Genomic DNA, 21,228 nt, shown 5'->3' with positions numbered 1-21,228 from the left:
GCGCCCGACCGGTAGGGTTCCGGCGTGGACGACGTCACCCTCGCGCACCCGCTCGTCGACGCCGTCGGGCCCGGCTTCGTCGTCTCCGAGACCGATGCCGCGGTCGTGTCGCTGTCGTCCGCCCGCATGGGCCTGGTGCTCGAGACACGGGCCGCCGACGTCGCGTGCGTGCTGCTCACGCCGCCCACCAGCCGCGTCACCCCGGCGATGCTCGCGATGCTCCGGCGGACGAGCAGCGCGTGGGTCGTCCGCGAGGGCGACCGCTACCGCGCCGCCGGCTCCGCCGAGGTCGTCGACGACGTCGCGACCGCGATGCTCGCTCCGCAGTCCTCGCCGCGCACCACCCGGCTCGGTGCCGACGAGGTCCCGTGGGTCGAGCTGATCGTGTCCGTCCACCACCCCGCCACCGGGCAGGCCGGCATCGGCCGCACCGCCGAGCTCCTGCTCGAGGGAATCGCCGGCAGCGTGCCCACCGCCTGGGGCACGGTCGAGCCGGCCACGCTCGCGTGGCGCGTCGACGCCGTCACGGACTTCGCCCGTGGGCGCGCGCCCCGTCCGACCCGGCTCGTCGCCGTCGCCCCGGTCGACGGCGGCGTCGCGGCGGTGCAGCTCCGCATCGAGCGGTCCGCGACGGGCGTCACCGAGGAGACACGACTGGCACTGCCACGGCCAGGGCCCACGCCGCCGGTTCCTGGGCGACGCGTCAGCGGCGGGCCGGCCGTGCCGGTGGGGAGAGGCGCGGTGCCGGTCCCCGGCAACGACGCGCCTCCGGTGGACGGTCCGGTCGTCGACGTCCTGGCCGACCTCGCACGGCGGCAACGGGTGCTGCTCGGCACCGCGTGGCGGTCAGGTGGGCACCCGGACGCGACCCTCGCCGCTCGGCAGCGCGGCATGCCCGTCCCCCTCGGAGCGGTCGTCGGTGCCGCCGCCGTGCGGGACCTCGGCGTCGACACCGGTTCGTTGCCGGTGGGTGCCATGCCGGTCGGGACGCCGCGCGTGCCGTCGCTGCTGCTCGACTTCTCGCCGCCGACCGCAGGGCTGACCGGGGGCGCCGAGGTGGAGGCCCGCTGGCGGGGGCTCGCCGAGCTCGGCACCGTGCTCGGCCCCCGTGCCGTCGAACTGCTCGGGTTCGGGGCGGACCGATGAGCGCCGAGTGGACGATCCTCAGCGCCGAGCACGTGGATGCCGCTGCCGTGCTGACCGGGGCTGCTGCGGTCGACCCGACGCTCGGCATCCGCCAGCTCTGGCTGGGCGATGCGCTACAGCTCGTGTCGGACGACGGAGTGGTGCTCCTCACGCTCTTCCAGTCCCGCCGGCTCGACAGCGTCACCGACGCGGAGCGGCTGCTCGCCGGACCCTTGTCGGTGGCGGGTGATCGGCTATGGTGGACCGAGATCCACACGGCCGCGCAACCCCCGTTCCGGGGGACGGCCGAGCGGATCGTGCACAGCATCGCGGACGCCGCCGGGGGAACGGCTGCGTCCCGAGCCGTGCACTGACCACGCGATCGCTCTGACCGAGCGGGACGACGACCAGGGGGAGCCATGGGGAACGGCTGGCAGATCGAGCCCGCGGGCGTGCAGACGACGCTCACCGACACCGAGACCGCGGCGACGAACCTCTCGACCGCGTTCGACGGTCTCGCCGACGCGCACGCGGCGCTCACGACCGCCGTCGGCGACGACCAGGCGGTTGCCGGCGCCGTCGCGGCACTCATCGAGAGCCACTCGGCCCTCCTGACCCGCGTGGGCAACCACATCACCGCCGGTCTGGCCGGCGCTGCCACCGCGACCCTCGCCTACTACCACGGTGACGAGGAGATGGCCGCGACGGCGCAGACAAACGCGATCCGGGCCTCCAGTACCGGTGATTTGTCGGCCTTCGACCTGGGTGGTGACCAGTGAGCGGCCAGTGCCGCGCCGACGGCCTGATCGACCCGGACGCGATCCCCGGCGCGAACATCGACGCGGCGAAGGTCGAGACCGCCGGCACGGCGTTCTCGACGTCGGCCACCGACGTCGAGACGCGCGGCGGCGAGGTGAAGACCGCCTGGGCGAAGCTCGGCAGCAGCTACACCACGCCGGACTCCACCGAACTGCTCGCGGTCATGGACGGCGTCGAGACCGACACCGCCGCACTCGCCGCGACCCTGCAGAAGGCGTCGACGTTCATCGGCGACTACGCGACGGCGGTCGCGCCCATCGCGAAGCGGCTCGTCGAGCTGAAGGCCGAGGCCGAGAAGTTCGTCGAGAAGGCGCTGAAGGGCAAGACCGTCGGCCCGTGGGACCCGGAGCACCCCGCCAACCAGGGCATCGTCGGGCTCGTCCAGAACTTCGGCGAGGTGCTCGACGACGTGCACCTGCCGTGGGACCAGTACACGCCGTACGTCGACGAGAACAACGAGCTGCTCACCAAGGTCGCCGAGCAGGAGACCAAGCTCTCCGCGGCTTCCGCCGAGTGTGTCAACGCGATCAACGGGCTGCGCACCGACATGTGCCTGGCCCCGGTGCAGGCCGTCGACTACACGGCGGCCGTCAAGGCGAACGAACCGATGCCGTGGGGGAGCACCGGGCGCGGTGACCAGTCGTGCCAGGAATCGTTCGACTCCGGCGTGTACGACGCCGCGAAGGGCACGGTCGAGGGACTCGGCGGACTGATCGGGTACAACTCGCAGACCGGCGAGTGGGGCGACGGCGACTGGGCGGCGCAGTCCTGGAAGGGCTTCGCGGAGTCCCTCGGACTGATCGTCCTGTTGGGCAGCCCGCCGCTGCTGATCGCCGCGGCGCTCCCCAAGGGCGTCCTGCCGGATGTCGTCGGCGACACCGCGCGGAACATCATGGACCAGCAGAAGACCCTCGTCGAGGGCTTCGTCGGGTCGCCAGAGGACTGGCGGGACGACCCCGCACACGCCGCCGGTGGTGCCGCGTTCAACATCGGCACGCTGTTCATCCCCGGCGCGGGCGAGATCGGCGCGGGCGCGAAGATCGCGGCGCTCGGGTCGCGGCTCGCGGTGCTCGGGGCCGACGGCAGCAAGCTCGCGCTCATCGGGTCCAAGGTCGCTGCCGCCGGCACCACGATCGTGCGGGTCGGGGATGCGCTGTCGAGCCTGCCGGGCAAGGCGTTGTCGGGGGTCTCGGACCTGCTGGCGCGCGGGCGTGGCGGGTTCGCGGATGCGCTCCGGGGGCTCGGGGACAAGATCCCGACCGTGAAGGTCAGCGTCGAGCACGCCATGGCGACGCCGGACGGGTTCGGGGTGGGGCTCGGACGGCCGCACATCGAGGTGGGAAACCCGGGTTCGGGTGGGCACTGGTTGCACTCGGTGGCGGATCACGTTGAGCCGTCGGGGACACACAGGGGTGGACACGGTGATCAGGTGGTCGAACCAGCCGCGCCGCCTGCTCGTGACCCCCACACGGCGATCGCTCCGGGGGACCAGCCGGTCATCGGACGCGTGGAACTCCAGTCTGATCACGCGACTGCGACGTGGGAGCTGCTGAAGCGCAACAAGCCCGGAATGGCCGAGCAGCAGTACTTCACCGGGATTCACCAACCAGGTGACGGAACTGTGCCGGAACTCGTGATCCGGACCGATGACGGGAGAAAGGTAGCCCTGGACGGCTTCCGAGTGGAGGCCGGTGAACGCGTCTTCATGGACACGAAGGGCGATCACTCGTTCTGGTACACGTTCAAGAAGTGGACGCCCGAGCAGTTGTTCGCGAAGGACGGCGCTGAGATCGACAAGGTGGTGTCGAACATCCGCCGGCAGCTTCAAGCGATCGAGGACGTCGGTGGCGGCCGACTAGAATACATCGTGACGGACAGACGCTTCGGCGAACTCCTCGATGACACGCTCGTCGACCAACGGCTCGACGTCGATGTGATCATTCGGTCGATGCCATGACGACGGACGGAAAGAATTGACCTCGATCTGGACCACGCAGCAGCCTTCGATCCGGGTCCAGTGGGGAACCCGGTCGTTCGACGCAACTGGGGTGATTGCGGCGTTGCGAGAGTCATTGAAGGTGTTGGCGCTCTGCGGACCGCCATTCGCTGGCCCTTGGACCCTCCTCGACCCCTCCTCCCAAGACGCGGACGGCTCGCGTGTCGACGAGCTCGCCGACTCCGATGTCGAGCTCCTCATCGAACGAGGAGTTGCGCGTAACCATGATGGTCAGCCATTTCCTCAAGACGGTTACGGTGTGACGTTGGTGAGCATGCCGAGCGAGGGTGTCGGGGCCTCCTTGCGACTGCATGTCGGCGCGTCGGTGACTCGGCACATCGTGAACGAAGTTGCAGTGTCACTTCGGGCGCTCGAACCAGGAGCGTCAGTAGACCTCCGGGACTCCTTCGGTAAGCATCAGGCCGAAGTCGTCCGGAGACTCGTCGAACTCTGGCACGCCGATCTCGCGCAGGTCTCCGTGCGCGACGCCAACCGGAGTCAGAAACGATTTGCAACCCTCATCGGTCTGACCAACTTCTTCCGCGGAGACCACAGTCCCGTTTTGTCCGCGATCGACCTGCCGACGGCAGCCAAGACGACGGTCGCGGACGGGGGCACGTGGCTCATGATCGATGACGACTCCGACGACTTGGTGACAACAGTGGCGAGCATCGTGGCGACCGCCGATGTCATCGAGGATGCCGGCGGCCTCATCATCTCTTCTTGATCGCAGTCGTGGACTCGCATGACGGCGCGTAGCGGTGGCCAGACCATTCGGCAGATCGTGTTTCGAGGGACAACGGCCGGCGAGCCGCGGGCGATGATCACCCCGGACCCACGTGCCTGGAATGCGGCGACTCTCCGTCGCACATCCTCGTCGCTGGGCGGTCTGCTCACAGCAGCGTTCTACCCGTCGTGGGGATGAACTACGACGATGCGCCTGCCCCTCTGCGGGACGCACTCGAAGGCTTCTCGGAGGCTTCCGCGATCACAATCCGATCCGAAATCCGGAATATCCTCGATTCCGGTAGCAGCGCATGATCATCGGCGGGAAGATCCGAACACCTCGGTGTACCTGAGCCTGGAGATACAGCATGTTGGTCGCGCTGATCGTGGGTCGATATTCTTGATCCACTGGGGACGGGACGGTGTCGAGCACCTGCATCAAGTCCGCGTCACGAACCACGTCTCGCATGAGGCGGCAACAAGGGCCGGAGGCCTCGCCGATTGAGTTCTGTATCTGACGTCATCGACCAACAGAATGCGCTCGCGATCCTCACGTTCGACCGGCTGGGATCAGGGTGGCAACGTTCGACGAGTGTCTTCGTCAGTCTCGGCGTGACCGCGCGGATCGAGCGGGCCGTCGACACTGGCGTTGCAGTCATTCACACCCCTCCCGCTGACCTCGCGGAATTCGAGGCGTGGAGTCGTCTGCGCGAAGTCATGGCCGAACCAGAACAGGGTGCCTGGTTCACAGGGCGGCTGCGCCTCGATTCAAGTGGTGCTTACCAGTTCGAGTTCTCCTGGGACGACGAGCCCCGATGGCCACTGCTGATCGACATCGATGGACAGCTCGTGGACTCATTGCCGGTGGAGAATTCGGAATTGCGAGAAGACATGGTGATGCATCCGCGGCCTGCGGCTACGACACCACCATGGCTCATCGAGCGTCTCGGCGCATCTCCGCTGCACTTCTCTGACAGGTGGGACGCGCGACTCGAGCCGCTCGGAAGCAGCCCGAACTGGTCGATTGTCCGGGAAATGGTCCGTGACACGATCCAGCTGCTCGGCGATGATCGAGATGCCGTACTGGAACGTGATGTGATCACCGAAGCGGTTTACAGTGAATTGCTGGCATCGACACGGGTGAGTCAGATGATGCGCTTACTCCGAGATGCGGCGGCAGCTGGTGTGGTCGACGAGCCGGCGCAGCTGAATTCGGACGAGGGTGGCCCGTCGCGAGACGCGATCAGCAACGACCAAGCGTTCCATCGCAACGTCGTCGTGCTGCTGTCGCTCATCGACCAGCTCGCGGACCAGGAGATCGCGAACGTCGTGAAGTCTTGAGAAGCGCTCCGGGACCACTCCTCCTGGTACGACTTCAGGAATTGGTCGCTTGAGAAACCTGCTGTCAAGGACCGCGGCGAGATCCTGAGCACTGTCAAGCAAAGACGTCGGCAAATCGAGGCCATCGATCAACTCGGAGGCGGTGAGCCTGACTGCATTGTGACGGACGAGCGCTTTGCCGCACTTCTCGACGATGCCGTCGATCATGCGAACCCCGACCCGGATGTAGGAGATCAAATCGCTGCCCGACGGGCGGACCCGCGAGTACGAGGTGCCGAATCAAGCACATCCGACTCACCCGCTGAAGCTCGATGACTTCAGCAATGTCGATGGGTGCCCGACTGCACCGAGGTGAAGGGCAACTACGGGTGGTTGCAAAGCCTGTCGCCGGCCCGGAAGGCAGAGATGATCGAGGGATGGGCCAAGTCGGCCATGGCCAAACTCACCGCGCTTGAGGACCCAAACGTGCAGTTGGGATGGGTATTCACTCGGGATCCGGATATCGCAGCAGCATTCGCCCACGCGATTCGACGACTGAGGAATGTATCGGTAGAATACATCGAGATGCCTCGCGATTTCAAGGGATGGTGAGCGTGCAGACCAATGTCACCGACTGGTACCTCGTGGCAGACTGGGATGCAAGGCCCGAGTCTGCGGACGTGATCGCTCCGCGTCTGGTTGAGACTTCCGCCGCGATCAAAGTTGCGCTGCGTGTGTTCGATGGAATATGGACGTTCCACGAACGGAACGTCGATAGTGCAGATGAGAGGTCATGGTCGGGACTCGTCGCTTCGTCGCCGTACAAAGTCGACGGCGTTGCGGAACCGGCGCGGGGATTCACGCTTTCATTGGCTTCAGCGATTCCGGGTGGGTCAATGCTGCATGCATCGGTAACGGCTGGTGCGGCGTTCCAGACCATCATCAACAAACCGAACGAGTTCGCCGTAGACTTTCGTGCTCGCCGCTCCGGTGAGGCGGCAGAAATCGATCTGCCGATCCCCGCGGACGAACGGTTCCGAGACCTTGGCTTGAGGATCAAAGACATCTGGGATGCCTCGGATCTCCGCGTCGAGTTCGACTGAAGTAGACGGTGCTGGGACGACTGCTCGTCCGCGGCCGACCACGTCGACGGTTTCAGCGCGGAACAGTTCAACCTGCGACGTTCCGGGATCCGATTGGCGGGTACTACCTTCATGTAGTCGTCGATAGCCACACGGTCACAGTGATCCTCAGACGCGACACCTCTGCACCGCAGGGCTTCTTCATCAAGACCGCATTCCCAACGCCTCCGGAGGTGTGATGCATGCCTGACATCGAAGATCTGGGTGCAGTAGAACTTCGTCGAACCTTTCCTGCGCTTTCGTCTCTTCTCCCTGCGATTTTCTACCCCACCTGGGAGATGGACTATCGTGATGCTTATGAAGCATTCGATGATGCTCTTGAAGGATTTTCTGTGCAGTCCGCAACTGATGTACGAGCAGAGATCGACTCAGTACTCAGTACCGACATGGACGATGCGGCTGTGTCGGCTCTCATCCTCAAGCTGAACGCCAGCGTCGACCCGATGACCCACACCGGATTGGGTGGGCGGGCGTTCCTCGAGGAATTCGCGAACGCAGTCGTAACTCACGTGTTCCGGCCGTCGGCCTAGCGACATCCGCTTCAGCCGCGGTGACAACAACTGCTTGCGTTCACTCCCGGGGACCAGCCGGTGATCGGACACGTCGAACTGCAGTCTGACCACGCCACAGCTCTTGCCAGTCAAGAACTCCTCGATGCGCAGTCGATGATCTGATCATGACCTCGGTCAGCGACCACGTCGAGCGTCGCTGGGGCTCGGTCGACGCGTACCTGCGCGCCTTCGGCCTGCAGGACGACGAGATCGCGCGCCTCTGATGGCGACGCTGGTCGGATTCTGGACGTGACCACGCACTGGAGGCGCGGTGCGGGTCCGACCCGCACCGCGCCTCCAGGCAGATGGTCGCGTCAGCGACCCGCTGGTTCCGTCGGGGACGTCACCAGGCGTAGTCCTCCGGCGAGGTCTCGTGCCCCGGGAAGATCTCGTCGAGCCGGTCCAGCGCACGCTGGTCGAGGCGGATGTCGACGGCGCGGACCGCGGACTCCCACTGCTCCATCGTGCGCGGGCCGGTGATCGGCGCGGTGACGCCGGGCTGGTGCAGCAGCCAGGCGAGGGCCAGCTCGCCCGGCGTGTGGCCGAGCTCCTTCGCGAACGACTCGTACGACTGCAGCTGGTCGCGGTGCGCTTCGACGTACTCGGCGCTGCGGCCGGACAGCCGACGGGAGCCGTTCTCGGTCTTCTCGATGACGCCGCCGAGCAGGCCGCCCTGCAGCGGCGACCAGGGGATCACGCCGAGCCCGTACGCGCGGGCGGCCGGCAGGACCTCGCGCTCGACGTCGCGGACCACGAGGTTGTAGATCGACTGCTCGCTCACCAGGCCGAAGGTGTTCCGGCGCTTCGCGGCCTCCTGCGCCTGGGCGATGTGCCACCCGGCGAAGTTCGACGAGCCGACGTACAGGACCTTGCCCTGCTGCACGGCGACGTCGATCGCCTGCCAGATCTCGTCCCACGGCGTCGCGCGGTCGACGTGGTGGAACTGGTACAGGTCGATGTGGTCGGTCTGCAGTCGCTGCAGGCTCGCGTCGAGCGACTGCCGGATGTTCAGGGCACTGAGCTTGCCGCCGTTCGGCCAGTCGGTCATCTCGCCGTAGACCTTCGTGGCGAGGACCGTCTTCTCGCGGCGACCGCCACCCTTGGCGAACCACCGTCCGATGATCTCCTCGGTGGCACCCTTGCCCACCGAGCCGCCGTAGCCGTTGGCGGTGTCGAAGAAGTTGACGCCGAGCTCGTGCGCCCGGTCCATGATCGCGTGCGAGTCGTCCTCGCTGGTCTCCGGGCCGAAGTTCATCGTGCCGAGCACGGCGCGGGAGACGGACAGACCGGTGCGACCGAGGTGTGTGTAGTCCATGAGACGGGTCTACTCGTGACGCGCTGTCGGCGCCAGGCCCTGTGAGTACCGGTCGGGGCTCGGAGCTGGTTGGTGCTTGGCGCTCGTTGTGCTGGTCGGAGTAGTCAGGGGGGACCACTCGAGAGGAGCAGCCATGCCAGCCAAGGACGAGGTCCCGAGCACCCTGCAGCGGTCTCCGGAGCACGCGCAGGAGATCTTCGAGAAGACTCTGGACTCGGCGAACGAGACGTACGGCCCGGGCGAGCGGGCGCACCGCACGGCCTTCGCCGCCGTGAAGCACGAGTACGAGAAGGTCGGCGACCACTGGGAGGAGAAGGAGTCCTCCGGGCCGTCCGACACCGGTGCCGCCGGCTCCCGCGGTTCCGGGAAGACCGAGGGCGGTGTCGACGCGAACGCCTCGAAGGCGCATCTGATGGACGTCGCGAAGCGGCTCGACGTCAGCGGCCGCTCGAAGATGACCAAGGACGAGCTGGTCGAGGCGATCGGCAAGGCGAACGACCGCGCTACTGCAGCGGCGCGGAAGTGACCGTGGGTGCGGTGCTCCCCATTCCCCGGTCGGCATGCGGCGGTGGAGTGAGGGGGTAACGTGCCGACGATGAACATCCCAGCACTCCGCGGCAGCCGGATCCTCGGATTCGGACACCACCAGCCCGAACGCGTCCTGACCAACGATGAGCTCTCGACGATGGTCGACACGAACGACGAGTGGATCCGCACCCGCACCGGGATCCAGACGCGTCGGATCGCCGGGCCCGACGACACCGTGACGTCGATGGCGATCGAGGCCGGACGTCGTGCCCTCGCCGACGCCGGGGTGTCACCCTCGGCCGTCGGACTCGTCATCGTCGCCTCCACCACCCACCAGGACCGCGCGCCGTACACGGCAGGGCGGGTCGCCGCCGCACTCGGCATGACGAACGGCCCGGCACCGATCGACATCAACACCGCGTGCAGCGGGTTCGAGTACGCGCTCGGGCTCGCCGACCAGTCCATCCGCACCGGTTCGGCCGACGTCGCGCTCGTCATCGGGTCCGAGGTGCTGTCCGGCATCGCCGACTGGACCGACCGGTCGACGTGCGTGCTCGTGGGCGACGGGGCCGGTGCCGCAGTGCTCGGGGTAGCCGAGACGCCCGAGATCGGCCCGGTGTCTTGGGGGAGCGTGCCGCACCTGCTCGACGCCGTCCGTGTCGAGGGGTCGCCGGGGCGCTTCAACCAGGAGGGTCGCTCGATCTACCGGTGGGCCATCACCGAGGCCGAGGGGCACGCCCGCAAGGTCGTCGAGGCCGCCGGGCTCTCGATGGACGACATCGAGGTGTTCGCGTTCCACCAGGCGAACCTGCGGATCATCGAGCCGCTCGTGACCGCGCTCGGCGGGGAGTCGAAGTTCGTCATCCGCGACGTCGTGGAGTCCGGGAACACCTCGGCCGCGAGTGTGCCGCTCGGGCTGTCGAAGGCGTGGGAGCGTGGCGACCTGCCGGAGGGGGTGCCGGCGCTGCTGTTCGGCTTCGGTGGTGGGTTCGCCCACGCCGGGCAGGTCGTGACGACGCCGGTGCGGTCCTTCTAGGGCAATTGCACGAACGGCCCGGGCCCGGCTGCTCAGTCTCCGTGCCCGGGCCCCTCTTCGTCGTCGTGCCGGGACCTTCTCGGTCGTCGCGGTCAGCGCTTCGAGCGGGGGTCGTCCTGTCCCGGCTCGGTCCAGAGGTCCTGGTCCTTGCCCGCGCCGCGCTTCCACGGCAGGGCGCGCCGGGTCTTCTCGGCAGGCGGCGTGACCGTCAACACGATCGGGAACTCCGCCGGCGGCATGCCGAACCCCGTCCGCGACGCCTGGATCACCTTGCGCCCCAGGGCGTGGTTCCCCAGACCGCCGACGGCCGCTCCGATGCCGAACGGGAGCGCGCGGCCGAGGACCGAACCACCCTGCCGGATGGCGAAGCGCTTGATGAACTGGTCACGCACCTGTCCGCCGATGCCGTTGACGACCTGCTTCGGCAGCGAGGATGTCACCATCTCGCCCCAGAACGCCGTCCGGGCCTGACCGCCGGCGGCCTGTCCGGCGAGCTGCTTGATGAGCTGCGTGCCCGGCGCGCCGAGGATCATCGCCATCACCAGCGTGCGGGCGCGCTCCGGGTCGTCCAGTGCGATGCCGTGCACCTCGGTCACCGACTGTGCGAACAGCGCGGTGGTCTCGAGGAACCCGACCGTCTCGGCGCCGCTCAGTCCGAGTGCAGCGGCCATCCCGACTCCGGGGATCACCGCACTCGCACCGACCGCGGCGCCGCCGGTCGTGACGGCGGCCAGGTACTGCCGCTCGAGGATCTGGATCACCTCGGCGGGGGTCGCGTCCGGCTTGCGGCGACGGATCGCGTTGACGTGCGCGACCACGACGGGGCGCTGCACACTGATGACCCGATCGAGCCACTTGGCCCAGCCCGTGGGCTGGACCTGCTGCGTTCGGGGGTCGGAAGAGGTGGGGGAGACCGGTGCGGTCGGCAGGGGCACGATCGACTGGTCCTTCGGGGCACGGGCCATGCGTTCACCGTACGCCGGGCACGTGAGAGGCTCGCTGGGTGGACACCGACCCCGCGCAGCGAGCACTCGACGACGCCCGTCGTGCGGCCGGGTTCCTGACCGTCCGGCAGGTGGCCGCCCTCGCGCCCGAGGTCCGGGTGCTCGATCCCGCGTCCGTCCTGATCGGGGTGGGCGTGTCGGTCCTGCCCGGGGTGGAGCTGTACCCGTCGACGACGCTCGAGACCCGTCACGGTGGGGTGATCACGCTGGCCGCCGGTGCCCGCCTGGGCCCCGGACCCGTGACCGTCGTCGCGTCGGCGGCGACCGTGCACATCGGCGAGGGTGCCGAACTCGGCCCGGGCCCGGTGACCATCGTGGCCGACGGGTCCGACGTCGTGATCGGTGGTCGGGCTCGCCTGATGGCCGGGTGTCTCGTCGAGGGGCCGGCGCGGATCGGCGCGGGCGCGCAGGTGCTCGGGCCGGTGTCCGTGCGCGACGTCGAGCTCGAGGCCGGCGGCGACCACCGCGAACCCGACCCGGACCACCGCGGCGGCGTGGTCAAGGGCACCGGGCAGGTCCGGCGCGTGCGCGTGGGACTCGGCGAGGTCGTGGTCGGTGGGGTGGTGCACGCCGGTGGGCCGTCCGGTCGGCCGAGGATCGAGCGGCAGCGCACGTACCACCCGGATGCGCCGCGTCGTCCGCGCTGATCGTCGAACAGGCACCCTCAGCACCGGACACCAGCGCGCCGGAGGGCAGCCCGCACCCGGTCGGGCTGCATCAGGTCGGCCCAGGAGAGCCGCACGACCGCTCGGACCTCGGGGAACGACCGGATGAAGTCCTCACGCCGCTTCTCGCGCCAGTGCGCGTCCGCCGTCGATCGCCCGTCGAGCAACACCGGGTCCTCGTACTTCGCACGGCCGTCGACCTCGACCACGACGCCCTGGTCGGGGAACCAGAAGTCCACGACCGCCGTGGCTGATCCGGCCCGGGCGAACACGTGCTGCTGCATCGGCTCCGGCACACCGAGTTCGCGGAAGCGCACGCGGCACACCGACTCCGCCGGCGACCCCGACAGCGCCGACCCCATCCCCACGGCGATCCCCGCCTTGGTCCGGGCGAAGGCCAGCGATGCGTGTTCCGCGTCCAACGCCGCACGGTCGGCGAGCCGACGGGAGAGCACGGCATCGACGACGGGGAGTGCTTCGAGCAAGGAGCGTGTCGCAGCGACGTCGATGGCGGTCCTCGCGGCCGTCGTCGTGGGTGTCGCCTGCTGATCGACGAGGACCGCGGGCGGCCGCCCCTGTGCACCGTGCCGGACGAACCACGCCGTGACACGGGTGTGTGTCGTGGTCGGATCGGTGACGTGCACCTTGGGCGGTGCCGCCCCGATCAACGGGAGTCCGAGGACCGCGCACGCAGACTGGTGTGAGACGACATCGGTCGCTCGGAGTCGGTGCGCCGAGGCACGGACGAGCACGTGGTGCTGCTCACCGGGATGCATCCCGTCGAGTGCGTCCGGGCGGACGAGGACGCCGGGGCGGAGGCGTGCGTACCGTCCGCGGTGGACATCGCGCTCGAGTGCGCGGCGTTCGGCGGAGGTCGTACCCGTCGTGCGGATCAGTTCGACGTCGTTCGCTCTGGACATGGCACCAGGCTCGCCGAACCTCGTGGTCCAGCTCGCGCCATCGCCCGATCTGTGGAGAGCCGGGCGGCGACGACGACCTGTGCAGGACTGACCAGCTGCAATGCGTGTGCATCTTGCGACGATCCACGCGTCGAACGACTCGCGTCCTGTCGCTACATGCACACGCAACCTCTGCGTGTACATCTTCCGACGATCCACGCCGGGAACGACTGGTGGAAGGTCGCAGAACCGGTGCGAAGCCGCGCCGCGTAGCCGCGAAGCCGCGCCGCGAAGCCGCGAAGCCGCGAAGCCGCGCCTACACCCGCGCGAGCTCCGCCCGCAGCGGCAGGTCCTGCTCCTCGAGGATGACCTGCGCGCCCACGGCGGTCCGGGCGTTCACGACGATCGGCGCGAGCAGGTTCACCGTGGTGCCGGACGCTCCGGGGTTCGCGACCACGAGCAGCATCGCGTCGGTGGGGTCGGTCAGCCCGAGCCCGGCGGCCTGCTCGTCGGTGAGCTCCGGCGCGTACGACGGCAGGTGCACCGCGGCATCGAGCAGGAACAGCCGCGCGTCGTCGCCGACGAGCGTGAACAGCCCTTCGGCGCCGTCGACCGGCGAGAGCTCGAAGGCCGCGGCGGGAGCGAGCCCGAACGGCGGGACGGCGAAGGTCAGGGAGATGCTCATCGGAGGTAATCCATCAGGGTCGGCTGCAGGACCTTCGCGGTGACGGCGAGGGCTGCCTGGTAGTTGGTCTGCTGCACCTGCAGGTCGAGGACGGCCTTCGCGAGGTCGACGTCCTCGATGCCGGCGCGGCGGCTCTCGAGCGAGACGGTCGCGGACTTCAGCGAGTCCTGTGCCGCGAGGGCGGCTGCGTGCCGGACGCCGACGTCGGCCTGGGCGCCGCGGACGGTCCCGAGCGCCGTGTCGACGTCCCCGATGCGAGCGTTCACGTTCACCCCGTTCTGCAGGTCACTGACGATGGAGTCGATCATGCCGAACACCGAGTCGTCGCCGGATCCGAAGACCGCGGTGCCGGTGGTGTCGACCCGCACCGTGGTGCCGTCGCCGACCCGACGGGACACGTCGGTGCCCGATGCCGCCCAACCCGTCGCGGGGTCGTAGGCGACAGCGGCGGTCGACGATCCCGCGAACACCGAACGGGTGCCGTAGGTGGTGTTCGCACGGGCCTCGAGGTCGGCTTTGAGCGACCGGAACTGCGTGACGAACGCGTCGCGGTCGGTGTCGCTCATGGTGCCGGAGTTCGCGGCCCGCACCGTGAGGTCGCGGACGTTGTTGAGCACCGAGTACACGCCGGACAGCGCACTGTCGGTGGTCGCGAGCCACGCCGCGGCGTCGTTCGCGTTCCGCGAGTACTGCGAGGCTGCGGCCTGCTCCTTGCGCACCTGCATCGACGACGCGGTGCCGACCGGGTCGTCCGAGGGCTTCTGGATCGCACGCAGCGTCGTGGCCTGGTCGGTGAGCTCGGCGACCCGCGCGGCACCGGCCTGCAGCCGGGCCGAGGCGGCCGCCATCGACATCTGGGTGGTCACACGGGTGATCACGATCAGCCCCTCCCGACGAGTCCGACGCGGTTGATGATGGTGTCGAGCATCTCGTCGACCGCGGTCAGGACGCGCGCCGCGCCCTGGTACGCGTGCTGGTAGCTCAGCAGGTTGACGTTCTCCTCGTCGAGGTCGACGCCGGCGCTCGACTGCTGCTGGTTGCGCGCGTTGGTGAGCGCGAGTCCGGTCATCGTCGATTCCGACGTGGCCGACCTGGAGGCGGTGCCCACCCCCGCCACGAACGTCGCCCAGACCTGGTCGGCACCGTCCGACGACGCCCCGAGTCGCGCGAGCGCGTCGGCGAACGAGTCGTCGAGTTCCCCCGCCGCGTTCCGCGTCGCCAGCCCACTGGCGTCCGTGGGGACGACACCGAGTGCCTGGGCGGCGGGGACGCCGGCCGCCAGGGAGAAGAAGGGTGCGCCGGTGGTGCCGGCCGGGGTGGTCCCGGCGGCGTGCAGGGTGTTCACGGTCGTGGCGAGCCGCGTGGCCACGGCGTCGTAGGACGCGGAGGCCTCGGCGAGTGCGCCGCCGGTGCCGGTGCCGGACGCGGGTGCGAGGACCGTGAGGGCGCCACCGATCGAACCGCCGCTCAGTCCGACCGCCCCGGCCGTGCCGGTGGTCCAGGTCAGGGTGACCGCGGTGCCGTCGGCGAGACGTTCGCCGCCGCCGAGGGCGACCGAGCGTGCGTCGGTGCCCTGCACGAGCGGGTTGCCGCCGAGGAGCACGTCGACCGTGCCGTCGGCGTTCGTCCGGGTGGTGCCGCCGGCGAGCGTGGCGATCTGCTGCGTGAGCTGGTCGCGCTGGTCGAGCAGCTCGTTGGCGTTGCCGCCCGAGGCGAGCGCGGTGCGGATCCGGCCGTTCAGGTCGGCGACCTGCTCCGCGGCGCCGTTCAGCTGGGCGACCTGCCCGGTCAGGGTGCCGCGCACCGAGGACCACTGCGCGTCGACGGCCTTCGAGCCGGCGGCCAGGGCGGCGACGACGGTGCCGGCGGCCCCGAGCACGGCACTGGCGGCACCCGGGTCGTCGGGGTGGCTGGCGAGCTCGCTCCAGGACGACCAGAACGCGTCGAGCTTGGCGCTCAGGCCGTCCTTGCCGGGCTCGTGCAACCCGGTCTCGAGGGCGGAGAGCGCCGTGGCGCGGGCATCGGCGTAGGCCGACGAACCGGCGGCGACGCGGACACCGGCGTCGAGCGTCAGGGACGCCAGGCGGGCGATGCCGTCGACCGAGACGCCCTGGCCGGCGAGGGCCGCGGTGCCCCGCATGAACCCGGTCTGGGTCGCGGGGATCGAGTTCTGCGTGACGCGCTGGCGGGTGTAGCCCGCGGTGCCGGCGTTCGCGATGTTCTGGCCGGTGACGTCGATGCCGGCACGGGCGGCTGCGAGGCCGGAGTAGGCGGTCGCGAGGGATCCGAAGGTGCTGACCACGGTGCTACAGCGTCCCCTCGAACAGGCGGGCGCCGTCCTGGCCTGCGCCGGACGTCCCACTGGCGTCGTAGGTGGCGGCGCCGGTGACGGTCCCCGCCAGGGTCTCCTCGGTGGCCTGGGCGGCGACACGCAGGAACCGGTCGTTCTCGTCGCGCAGGGCGCCGATCTGGGTGGTCAGCTCGACCATCGCGGTGAGGTGCGACGACAGGATCTCGCCCCACGGCCCGTTCGGTGCCGCGGCGACGACGTCGCGCAGGGGAGCGTCGGCGGCCACGCCCCACTCCTCGGCGACCTCGGCGCTCTGCGCGGCGCGCTCGAGCCCGGTGCTGCGGAGCCGGTCGAGGACCTGCTCGACCTCGCGGCTGGCGTGCGACACCCAGCGGGAGCGGCCCGCGGTGAGCAGGAGCTGTTCCTCCTCGAGCTTGAAGGTGAGCAGTTCGAGCAGCTCGCGTTCGCGCCAGAGCACGGCGGACAGGTCGTTCACGCTCATCAGCTCCTCCCAGGTGGTGGTTCGTCGGGGTGGTCCCCGGTCCGTCATCCTGCGGACACCGGGACCTATCGACTCGGTGACCGCGACCGTAAGCCCCGGCGGCCGAGTGCCGTCCCCCGTACTCGTCGACTCTGTGACCCGATGACCCCCGTCGGGGGACAAGAACGAGCGTTCCCAACCCTGAGTCCCCCCAAATGCCGACCGGAAAGGGGGCCTGACACCCCCGCACTGGGGACGGTTGAGCACCTGTTCAGCGCATTGCCAGCCGATACATTCAGAACGCACCCCGGGGGACACCCGGAACCGCTCGGCAACGATGCGGGGTGCACCGCTCGGAGGGACCCGGGCGGGTCTTCGGCGTACGCACCGGCCATCCGAGGCCGGCGTCCGTCGCGCCCACGGACGGGTGAGCCGACACACGTCAGGTCGACCAGGGGAACAGCATGGACCGCACCGAACGCAACGCGATGATCGTGGAGCACCTCCCGCTCGTGGGCTACATCGTGGCCGACGTCCGCTCCCGGGCGACGCACCTGGACCGCGACGACCTCGCCGCCGTCGGATCGCTCGCACTCGTCGCAGCCGCCGAGGCCTTCGACCCCACCCTCGGCGTGCCGTTCGGCGCCTACGCACGCACCCGGGTCGCCGGTGCGCTGGCCGACGACATGCGCTCGGCCGACTGGGCCTCCCGCGGCACCCGGAAGCGGATCCGCGAGACCCTGGCCACGCAGGAGGCCCTGTCCGCACGCCTCGGCCGGAGCGTCGGTGCGCAGGAGATCGCCGATGCCATGGGCGTCGACAAGCAGACCGCCGTCGACGCGATGAGCGACGCCGCCCGAACCGTCGCGCCGCTCGACGAGACCGTGCACGACCTCGTCGCCGCGGACCTGCCGCTCCCCGGGGACGACCTGCTCGAGACCGAGAAGCGCCGGTACCTCCGCGCCGCGGTCGAGGCCCTGCCGGAACGGATGCGCTTCATCGTCGAGGCCGTGTACTTCGGCGACCGCTCGGTCACCGACGTCGCCGCCGAGCTCGGCATCACGCACTCGGCCGTCTCGCAGCAGCGCTCCGAGGCGATGCGCCTGCTCCACGACGGTCTCGCCGCCCACTACGGCGACGGCACGACCGTCGAGCCCGCGAGCCGCACCACCGCGGCCCGCCGCAGCGCCTACCTCGCCCGTGTCGCCACGAACGCCGCCGCCGGTGTCGCCCGTGCCGTGCACGACGCCGCGTCCGGCCCGGCCGTCGCGGCGAGTTGAGACGTCGGCGGAAACTTCTCCGCCGATCCCCTAACGACTCCCGGCAACCGGTCGAGAGTCATCCATGTCAGCCCACGGACGGGCCGACGCACGACCCACATTCACGGAGGAAACCACCATGGGTATGTCCATCAACACCAACCTCTCGGCACTCAACACGTACCGGAACCTCAACGCGACGCAGAACGACCTGTCGAAGTCCCTCGAGAAGCTCTCGTCGGGTCTCCGCATCAACCGTGCTGCCGACGACGCTGCCGGTCTGTCGATCTCCGAGGGGCTGAAGTCCCAGGTCGGTGGCCTCACGGTCGCCGCCCGCAACGCGCAGGACGGCATCTCCGTCGTGCAGACCGCTGAAGGTGGCCTCACCGAGACCCACTCGATCCTCCAGCGCATGCGCGACCTGGCAGTGCAGGCCGGCAACGACTCGAACAACGAGGACTCCCGCAAGGCGATCACCACCGAGGTCGGCGAGCTCACCAAGGAGCTCACCCGCATCTCGGAGTCGACCAACTTCAACGGCATCAACCTGCTCGACGGCTCCGCCGGCACCGCAGGCGTCCTGAAGTTCCAGGTCGGCGCGAACGGCGACGCGGCGAGCCAGATCGACGTGGACCTGTCGAAGTCGAACGTGGAGTCCGTGTCGACCGCGGTCGGCGCGCTCACCTTCGACTCGGCGACGAACGCTCAGGCCGCCATCACCGCGATCGACGAGCAGATCAAGTACGTCTCCTCGGCTCGTTCGAGCATCGGTGCCGTCCAGAACCGCTTCGACCACGCCATCAACGTGACGAACGTGGCCAAGGAGAACCTCACCGCTGCCTCCTCGCGCATCACCGACGTCGACATGGCGGAGGAGATGGTCAAGTACACGCGCGACAACATCCTCAGCCAGGCCGGCACCTCGATGCTCGCACAGGCGAACCAGAGCACCCAGGGCGTGCTCTCGCTCCTGCGCTAGCCATCACGACGTCCGTCCTCCGGGCCCGATCGGGTGTCCCGGAGGACGGACGTCGCCATCCTGACCACCTCCACGACGCCAGGGAGTGTCGACGATGTCCTCGTCCGTGTCCTCGAGCACCAGCCTCGCGATCGACGGTCTGGTCAGCGGTCTCAAGACGACCGACCTCATCAACTCGCTGATGAGCGTCGAGGGGGTCCCGCAGACCCTGCTCAAGAACAAGCTCACCACCACCAACTCGTTCATCTCGTCACTGCAGACGCTCAACGGGTTGATCCAGGGGCTCGCCACGAAGGCCGCGGACGCCGCGAAGGCCTCGTCGCTCGACCTCTTCGCCGCGACGAGCACCGCGCCGAGTGTCACCGCCGTGACCGGTACCGGCGCGACCGCGGGCTCCATCAGTTTCACCGTCGGTTCGACCGCCTCGGCCCAGGTCGGGGTCACGGCCGCGATGTCGACGTGGGCGACCGGTGCGCAGCCGATCACGATCGTCGGTGCGGACGGCAAGTCGACCACCGTGACGCCGGCGTCCGGTTCGCTCGACGACGCCGTGTCCGCCCTGAACAAGTCCGGTGCGGGTGTCACCGCGACGAAGGTCTCCGCCGGCACCGACGCCGACGGAAGCAAGCTCTACCGCCTGCAACTCACGTCCGCCAAGACCGGAGCGGCCGGCGGCTTCCAGGTGTACCGGGGCGGCGCCGACGACGTGGCAGCGGGCACCGCGACGAACGTCCTCACCGAGACCGGTGCCGCCGTCGTCACCGCGGCGACCGACGCCAGCGTCACCCTCTGGGCCGGCACCGCCGCCGCGCATACGGTCACGAGCGCCACGAACACCTTCACCGGGCTCGTTCCCGGGCTCGACGTCACCGTGTCGAAGGCCACCACCGAACCCGTCACGGTGACGGTCGCGCAGGACACCACGAAGGCCCAGTCCGTGGCCTCCGGGCTCGTCGACGCGATGAACGCGATCGCCGCCTACTACAAGACGAACACCGCGGTGTCGAGCTCGACCAGTGCGACGTCCGGCACCACGACGACGAAGGCCGGCGTCCTGCTCGGCGACGGTGCGTCCCGCGACGCCGTGCAGCGGCTCACGAGCACGATGTCCGCCCCGGTCGACGGCAGGTCGCCGTCGACGATCGGCATCGTGATCACGAAGGACGGCAGCTTCACCTTCGACCCCGAGGTCTTCCAGAAGGCACTCGCCGCGGACCCGAAGGCCACCCAGGCAATGCTCTCCGGGGTCGCCGCGAACGTCGGCGCCGCGGCCACCGCCGCGTCCGACAAGTACGACGGCTCGGTCACCACGTCCATCACCGGGCAGCAGGCCGTCGCCAAGGACCTCAACACCCAGATCGACAGCTGGACCGACCGTTTGACGATGCGCCGGGCCGCCCTGCAGACCCTCTACTCATCCCTCGAGACCAGCCTCAGCAAGCTCCAGTCGCAGTCGAGCTGGCTCGCCAGCCAGCTGGCCTCGACGTCGAGCTGACGGGAACGACCATGACCTTCGACTTCCAGGCAGCCGCCTTCCGCCAGGCCGCCCAGCCGCGCACCGTCACCGACCAGCGTCGTGCCCAGTACACGAACGAGGCGGTGCTGTCGGCGACGCCGGCCCAGCTCGTGACGATGCTCTACGACCGGCTGCTGCTCGACCTGCACCGTGCCGAGGCAGCGCAGGTCGCCGCCGACTGGGAGGCGGCCCGCGAGCAGCTCCTGCACGCCCAGGCGATCGTCGGCGAGCTCTCGAGCACCCTCCGGATCGACGTCTGGGACGGCGGCGAGGGCCTCCTCGCCGTCTACAACTACGCCTCCACCTCGCTCATCACGGCGAACGTGCACCGCGACGTGCAGGCCACCCGGGACTGCATCCGGATCCTCGAGCCGCTGCGTCAGTCGTGGCACGAGGCGGCCGCGTCGCTGCCCGCGACGCCCGCCGCGCAAGCGCCGACCGGGGGAGCCCTCGGTGTCGCCTGAGCAGACGGCGGAGCGGCTCGCCTGGGAGGCCCTGCTCACGTCCCTGGAGCACGACGCCGCCGGGCAGGCGGCCGACGCCAAGGCCGTGGCGGGGTGGTCGGAGCCGACCGGGCTGGGACCGCTGCCGCGTGACCTGGTGGGACGGGCCTCCCGGCTGCTCGCCGCGCAGCGGGACCGCATGACGGTGCTCGAGGCGGACCGCCGCTCGACGCTGGAGCACCTCGGTGCCCTGCGCGCCGTCGACGCCACGCGCGAGCCCCGCGGCTCCGTGTACCTCGACGCTTCCGCCTGACCCGCGCCCCAGCACCAGTTCTGCGACAGAGCACCCGTCGATCGACGGGTGCTCTGTCGCGTCTCGGGCGCCCCGCCCCGCCCCCCGTTCGGGGCGACGCCTAACGTGCCGCACGACGGGCACCGATAGCGCCACT

24 protein-coding genes and 1 pseudogene are annotated in these 21,228 nt (G+C 69.5%); 18 read left to right on the top strand and 7 right to left on the bottom strand.

What is annotated here, in order from left to right; translation table 11 throughout:
- Positions 1–24 precede the first annotated feature (24 nt).
- The 10 genes and pseudogenes from DEJ27_RS17505 to DEJ27_RS10210 all read left to right on the top strand — a co-directional run.
- Positions 25–1,146, top strand: a complete 1,122-nt coding sequence (locus DEJ27_RS17505) for a DUF6177 family protein (RefSeq protein WP_146244684.1) — start codon at positions 25–27, stop codon at positions 1,144–1,146.
- Positions 1,143–1,499, top strand: a complete 357-nt coding sequence (locus DEJ27_RS10235; RefSeq protein WP_110859598.1) for a hypothetical protein — start codon at positions 1,143–1,145, stop codon at positions 1,497–1,499. The genes DEJ27_RS17505 and DEJ27_RS10235 overlap by 4 nt, the downstream gene beginning before the upstream one ends.
- 45 nt (positions 1,500–1,544) lie before the next feature.
- The gene (locus tag DEJ27_RS10230) at positions 1,545–1,904 is read left to right on the top strand and encodes a DUF6507 family protein (protein WP_110859599.1); all 360 of its coding nucleotides are present in this window, start codon (positions 1,545–1,547) and stop codon (positions 1,902–1,904) included.
- Positions 1,901–3,901, top strand: coding sequence for a hypothetical protein (locus DEJ27_RS10225; RefSeq protein WP_111090867.1), 2,001 nt, complete (start codon positions 1,901–1,903; stop codon positions 3,899–3,901). The genes DEJ27_RS10230 and DEJ27_RS10225 overlap by 4 nt, the downstream gene beginning before the upstream one ends.
- A gap of 16 nt (positions 3,902–3,917) precedes the next feature.
- Positions 3,918–4,667: a hypothetical protein gene (locus tag DEJ27_RS10220; RefSeq protein ID WP_111090866.1), complete on the top strand. Its 750-nt coding sequence runs from the start codon at positions 3,918–3,920 to the stop codon at positions 4,665–4,667.
- Between the two features lie 500 nt (positions 4,668–5,167).
- Positions 5,168–6,007: a hypothetical protein gene (locus DEJ27_RS17500; protein ID WP_146238512.1), complete on the top strand. Its 840-nt coding sequence runs from the start codon at positions 5,168–5,170 to the stop codon at positions 6,005–6,007.
- Positions 6,008–6,340: 333 nt separating this feature from the next.
- The gene (locus DEJ27_RS17495) at positions 6,341–6,598 is read left to right on the top strand and encodes a hypothetical protein (protein WP_146238513.1); all 258 of its coding nucleotides are present in this window, start codon (positions 6,341–6,343) and stop codon (positions 6,596–6,598) included.
- A 2-nt stretch (positions 6,599–6,600) separates the two neighbouring features.
- A complete protein-coding gene (locus tag DEJ27_RS17490; RefSeq protein ID WP_146244683.1) occupies positions 6,601–7,089 on the top strand; it encodes a hypothetical protein in 489 nt (162 codons plus the stop codon).
- A 221-nt stretch (positions 7,090–7,310) separates the two neighbouring features.
- Positions 7,311–7,658: a hypothetical protein gene (locus DEJ27_RS17485; protein ID WP_146238515.1), complete on the top strand. Its 348-nt coding sequence runs from the start codon at positions 7,311–7,313 to the stop codon at positions 7,656–7,658.
- A 137-nt stretch (positions 7,659–7,795) separates the two neighbouring features.
- Positions 7,796–7,903 (top strand): annotated as a pseudogene (locus tag DEJ27_RS10210) (hypothetical protein); the annotation flags it as partial.
- Between the two features lie 119 nt (positions 7,904–8,022).
- On the opposite strand, the gene DEJ27_RS10205 reads toward DEJ27_RS10210, so the two are convergent.
- The gene (locus DEJ27_RS10205) at positions 8,023–8,994 is read right to left on the bottom strand and encodes an aldo/keto reductase (RefSeq protein WP_111046145.1); all 972 of its coding nucleotides are present in this window, start codon (positions 8,992–8,994) and stop codon (positions 8,023–8,025) included.
- A 133-nt stretch (positions 8,995–9,127) separates the two neighbouring features.
- Between DEJ27_RS10205 and DEJ27_RS10200 the strand changes: the two genes are divergently transcribed.
- Positions 9,128–9,520 carry a ChaB family protein gene (locus DEJ27_RS10200; protein WP_111090864.1) on the top strand — a complete coding sequence of 131 codons (393 nt, stop codon included), beginning with the start codon at positions 9,128–9,130 and terminating at the stop codon, positions 9,518–9,520.
- A 69-nt stretch (positions 9,521–9,589) separates the two neighbouring features.
- On the top strand, positions 9,590–10,558 hold the full coding sequence (locus DEJ27_RS10195) for a beta-ketoacyl-ACP synthase III (protein ID WP_027465501.1): 969 nt from the start codon (positions 9,590–9,592) through the stop codon (positions 10,556–10,558).
- 92 nt (positions 10,559–10,650) lie between these two features.
- Here DEJ27_RS10195 and DEJ27_RS10190 read toward each other — a convergent pair whose 3' ends face one another.
- Positions 10,651–11,523, bottom strand: coding sequence for a hypothetical protein (locus DEJ27_RS10190; RefSeq protein WP_181420033.1), 873 nt, complete (start codon positions 11,521–11,523; stop codon positions 10,651–10,653).
- Positions 11,524–11,561: 38 nt separating this feature from the next.
- Here DEJ27_RS10190 and DEJ27_RS10185 point away from each other — a divergent pair, with 38 nt between their 5' ends.
- A complete protein-coding gene (locus DEJ27_RS10185) occupies positions 11,562–12,209 on the top strand; it encodes a hypothetical protein (protein WP_110859606.1) in 648 nt (215 codons plus the stop codon).
- Between the two features lie 17 nt (positions 12,210–12,226).
- Here DEJ27_RS10185 and DEJ27_RS10180 read toward each other — a convergent pair whose 3' ends face one another.
- From DEJ27_RS10180 to DEJ27_RS10160, 5 genes are all read right to left on the bottom strand, one after another.
- Complete coding sequence (locus DEJ27_RS10180) at positions 12,227–13,147, bottom strand: hypothetical protein (RefSeq protein ID WP_110859607.1); 921 nt, start codon at positions 13,145–13,147, stop codon at positions 12,227–12,229.
- Between the two features lie 295 nt (positions 13,148–13,442).
- Positions 13,443–13,811 (bottom strand): flagellar assembly protein FliW, encoded by a 369-nt coding sequence (fliW, locus tag DEJ27_RS10175; RefSeq protein ID WP_111090863.1) that lies wholly within the window; start codon positions 13,809–13,811, stop codon positions 13,443–13,445.
- Positions 13,808–14,689, bottom strand: a complete 882-nt coding sequence (locus DEJ27_RS10170; protein WP_110859820.1) for a flagellin — start codon at positions 14,687–14,689, stop codon at positions 13,808–13,810. Before DEJ27_RS10170 ends, fliW begins: the two co-directional genes overlap by 4 nt.
- 2 nt (positions 14,690–14,691) lie before the next feature.
- Entirely contained in the window at positions 14,692–16,113 is a 1,422-nt protein-coding gene (gene flgK / locus DEJ27_RS10165) for a flagellar hook-associated protein FlgK (RefSeq protein ID WP_110859822.1), read from the bottom strand.
- 4 nt (positions 16,114–16,117) lie between these two features.
- On the bottom strand, positions 16,118–16,603 hold the full coding sequence (locus DEJ27_RS10160) for a flagellar protein FlgN (RefSeq protein WP_111090862.1): 486 nt from the start codon (positions 16,601–16,603) through the stop codon (positions 16,118–16,120).
- Between the two features lie 443 nt (positions 16,604–17,046).
- Between DEJ27_RS10160 and DEJ27_RS10155 the strand changes: the two genes are divergently transcribed.
- The 5 genes from DEJ27_RS10155 (at position 17,047) to DEJ27_RS10135 (ending at position 21,092) form a co-directional block, all read left to right on the top strand.
- Positions 17,047–17,862, top strand: a complete 816-nt coding sequence (locus tag DEJ27_RS10155; RefSeq protein ID WP_111090861.1) for a sigma-70 family RNA polymerase sigma factor — start codon at positions 17,047–17,049, stop codon at positions 17,860–17,862.
- A gap of 118 nt (positions 17,863–17,980) precedes the next feature.
- Positions 17,981–18,820 (top strand): flagellin, encoded by an 840-nt coding sequence (locus DEJ27_RS10150; protein ID WP_181420034.1) that lies wholly within the window; start codon positions 17,981–17,983, stop codon positions 18,818–18,820.
- A gap of 106 nt (positions 18,821–18,926) precedes the next feature.
- The gene (fliD, locus tag DEJ27_RS10145; RefSeq protein ID WP_258370336.1) at positions 18,927–20,315 is read left to right on the top strand and encodes a flagellar filament capping protein FliD; all 1,389 of its coding nucleotides are present in this window, start codon (positions 18,927–18,929) and stop codon (positions 20,313–20,315) included.
- 11 nt (positions 20,316–20,326) lie between these two features.
- A complete protein-coding gene (gene fliS, locus DEJ27_RS10140; protein WP_110859827.1) occupies positions 20,327–20,800 on the top strand; it encodes a flagellar export chaperone FliS in 474 nt (157 codons plus the stop codon).
- A complete protein-coding gene (locus tag DEJ27_RS10135; RefSeq protein ID WP_111090860.1) occupies positions 20,790–21,092 on the top strand; it encodes a hypothetical protein in 303 nt (100 codons plus the stop codon). Before fliS ends, DEJ27_RS10135 begins: the two co-directional genes overlap by 11 nt.
- Positions 21,093–21,228 lie beyond the last annotated feature (136 nt).

The sequence above is a fragment of the Curtobacterium sp. MCPF17_018 genome, from assembly GCF_003234135.1.
Lineage (GTDB): Bacteria > Actinomycetota > Actinomycetes > Actinomycetales > Microbacteriaceae > Curtobacterium > Curtobacterium flaccumfaciens.
This window is presented reverse-complemented; position numbering and strand designations above follow the sequence as displayed.

Coding starts and splice junctions, on each gene's coding strand:
- DEJ27_RS10235 (WP_110859598.1), top strand. CDS start 1,143: ATGAGCGCCGAGTGGACGATCCTCAGCGCCGAGCACGTGGATGCCGCT.
- DEJ27_RS10230 (WP_110859599.1), top strand. CDS start 1,545: ATGGGGAACGGCTGGCAGATCGAGCCCGCGGGCGTGCAGACGACGCTC.
- DEJ27_RS17485 (WP_146238515.1), top strand. CDS start 7,311: ATGCCTGACATCGAAGATCTGGGTGCAGTAGAACTTCGTCGAACCTTT.
- DEJ27_RS10205 (WP_111046145.1), bottom strand. CDS start 8,994: ATGGACTACACACACCTCGGTCGCACCGGTCTGTCCGTCTCCCGCGCC.
- DEJ27_RS10200 (WP_111090864.1), top strand. CDS start 9,128: ATGCCAGCCAAGGACGAGGTCCCGAGCACCCTGCAGCGGTCTCCGGAG.
- DEJ27_RS10195 (WP_027465501.1), top strand. CDS start 9,590: ATGAACATCCCAGCACTCCGCGGCAGCCGGATCCTCGGATTCGGACAC.
- DEJ27_RS10190 (WP_181420033.1), bottom strand. CDS start 11,523: ATGGCCCGTGCCCCGAAGGACCAGTCGATCGTGCCCCTGCCGACCGCA.
- DEJ27_RS10180 (WP_110859607.1), bottom strand. CDS start 13,147: ATGTCCAGAGCGAACGACGTCGAACTGATCCGCACGACGGGTACGACC.
- fliW (WP_111090863.1), bottom strand. CDS start 13,811: ATGAGCATCTCCCTGACCTTCGCCGTCCCGCCGTTCGGGCTCGCTCCC.
- DEJ27_RS10160 (WP_111090862.1), bottom strand. CDS start 16,603: ATGAGCGTGAACGACCTGTCCGCCGTGCTCTGGCGCGAACGCGAGCTG.
- DEJ27_RS10155 (WP_111090861.1), top strand. CDS start 17,047: ATGGACCGCACCGAACGCAACGCGATGATCGTGGAGCACCTCCCGCTC.
- DEJ27_RS10150 (WP_181420034.1), top strand. CDS start 17,981: ATGGGTATGTCCATCAACACCAACCTCTCGGCACTCAACACGTACCGG.
- fliS (WP_110859827.1), top strand. CDS start 20,327: ATGACCTTCGACTTCCAGGCAGCCGCCTTCCGCCAGGCCGCCCAGCCG.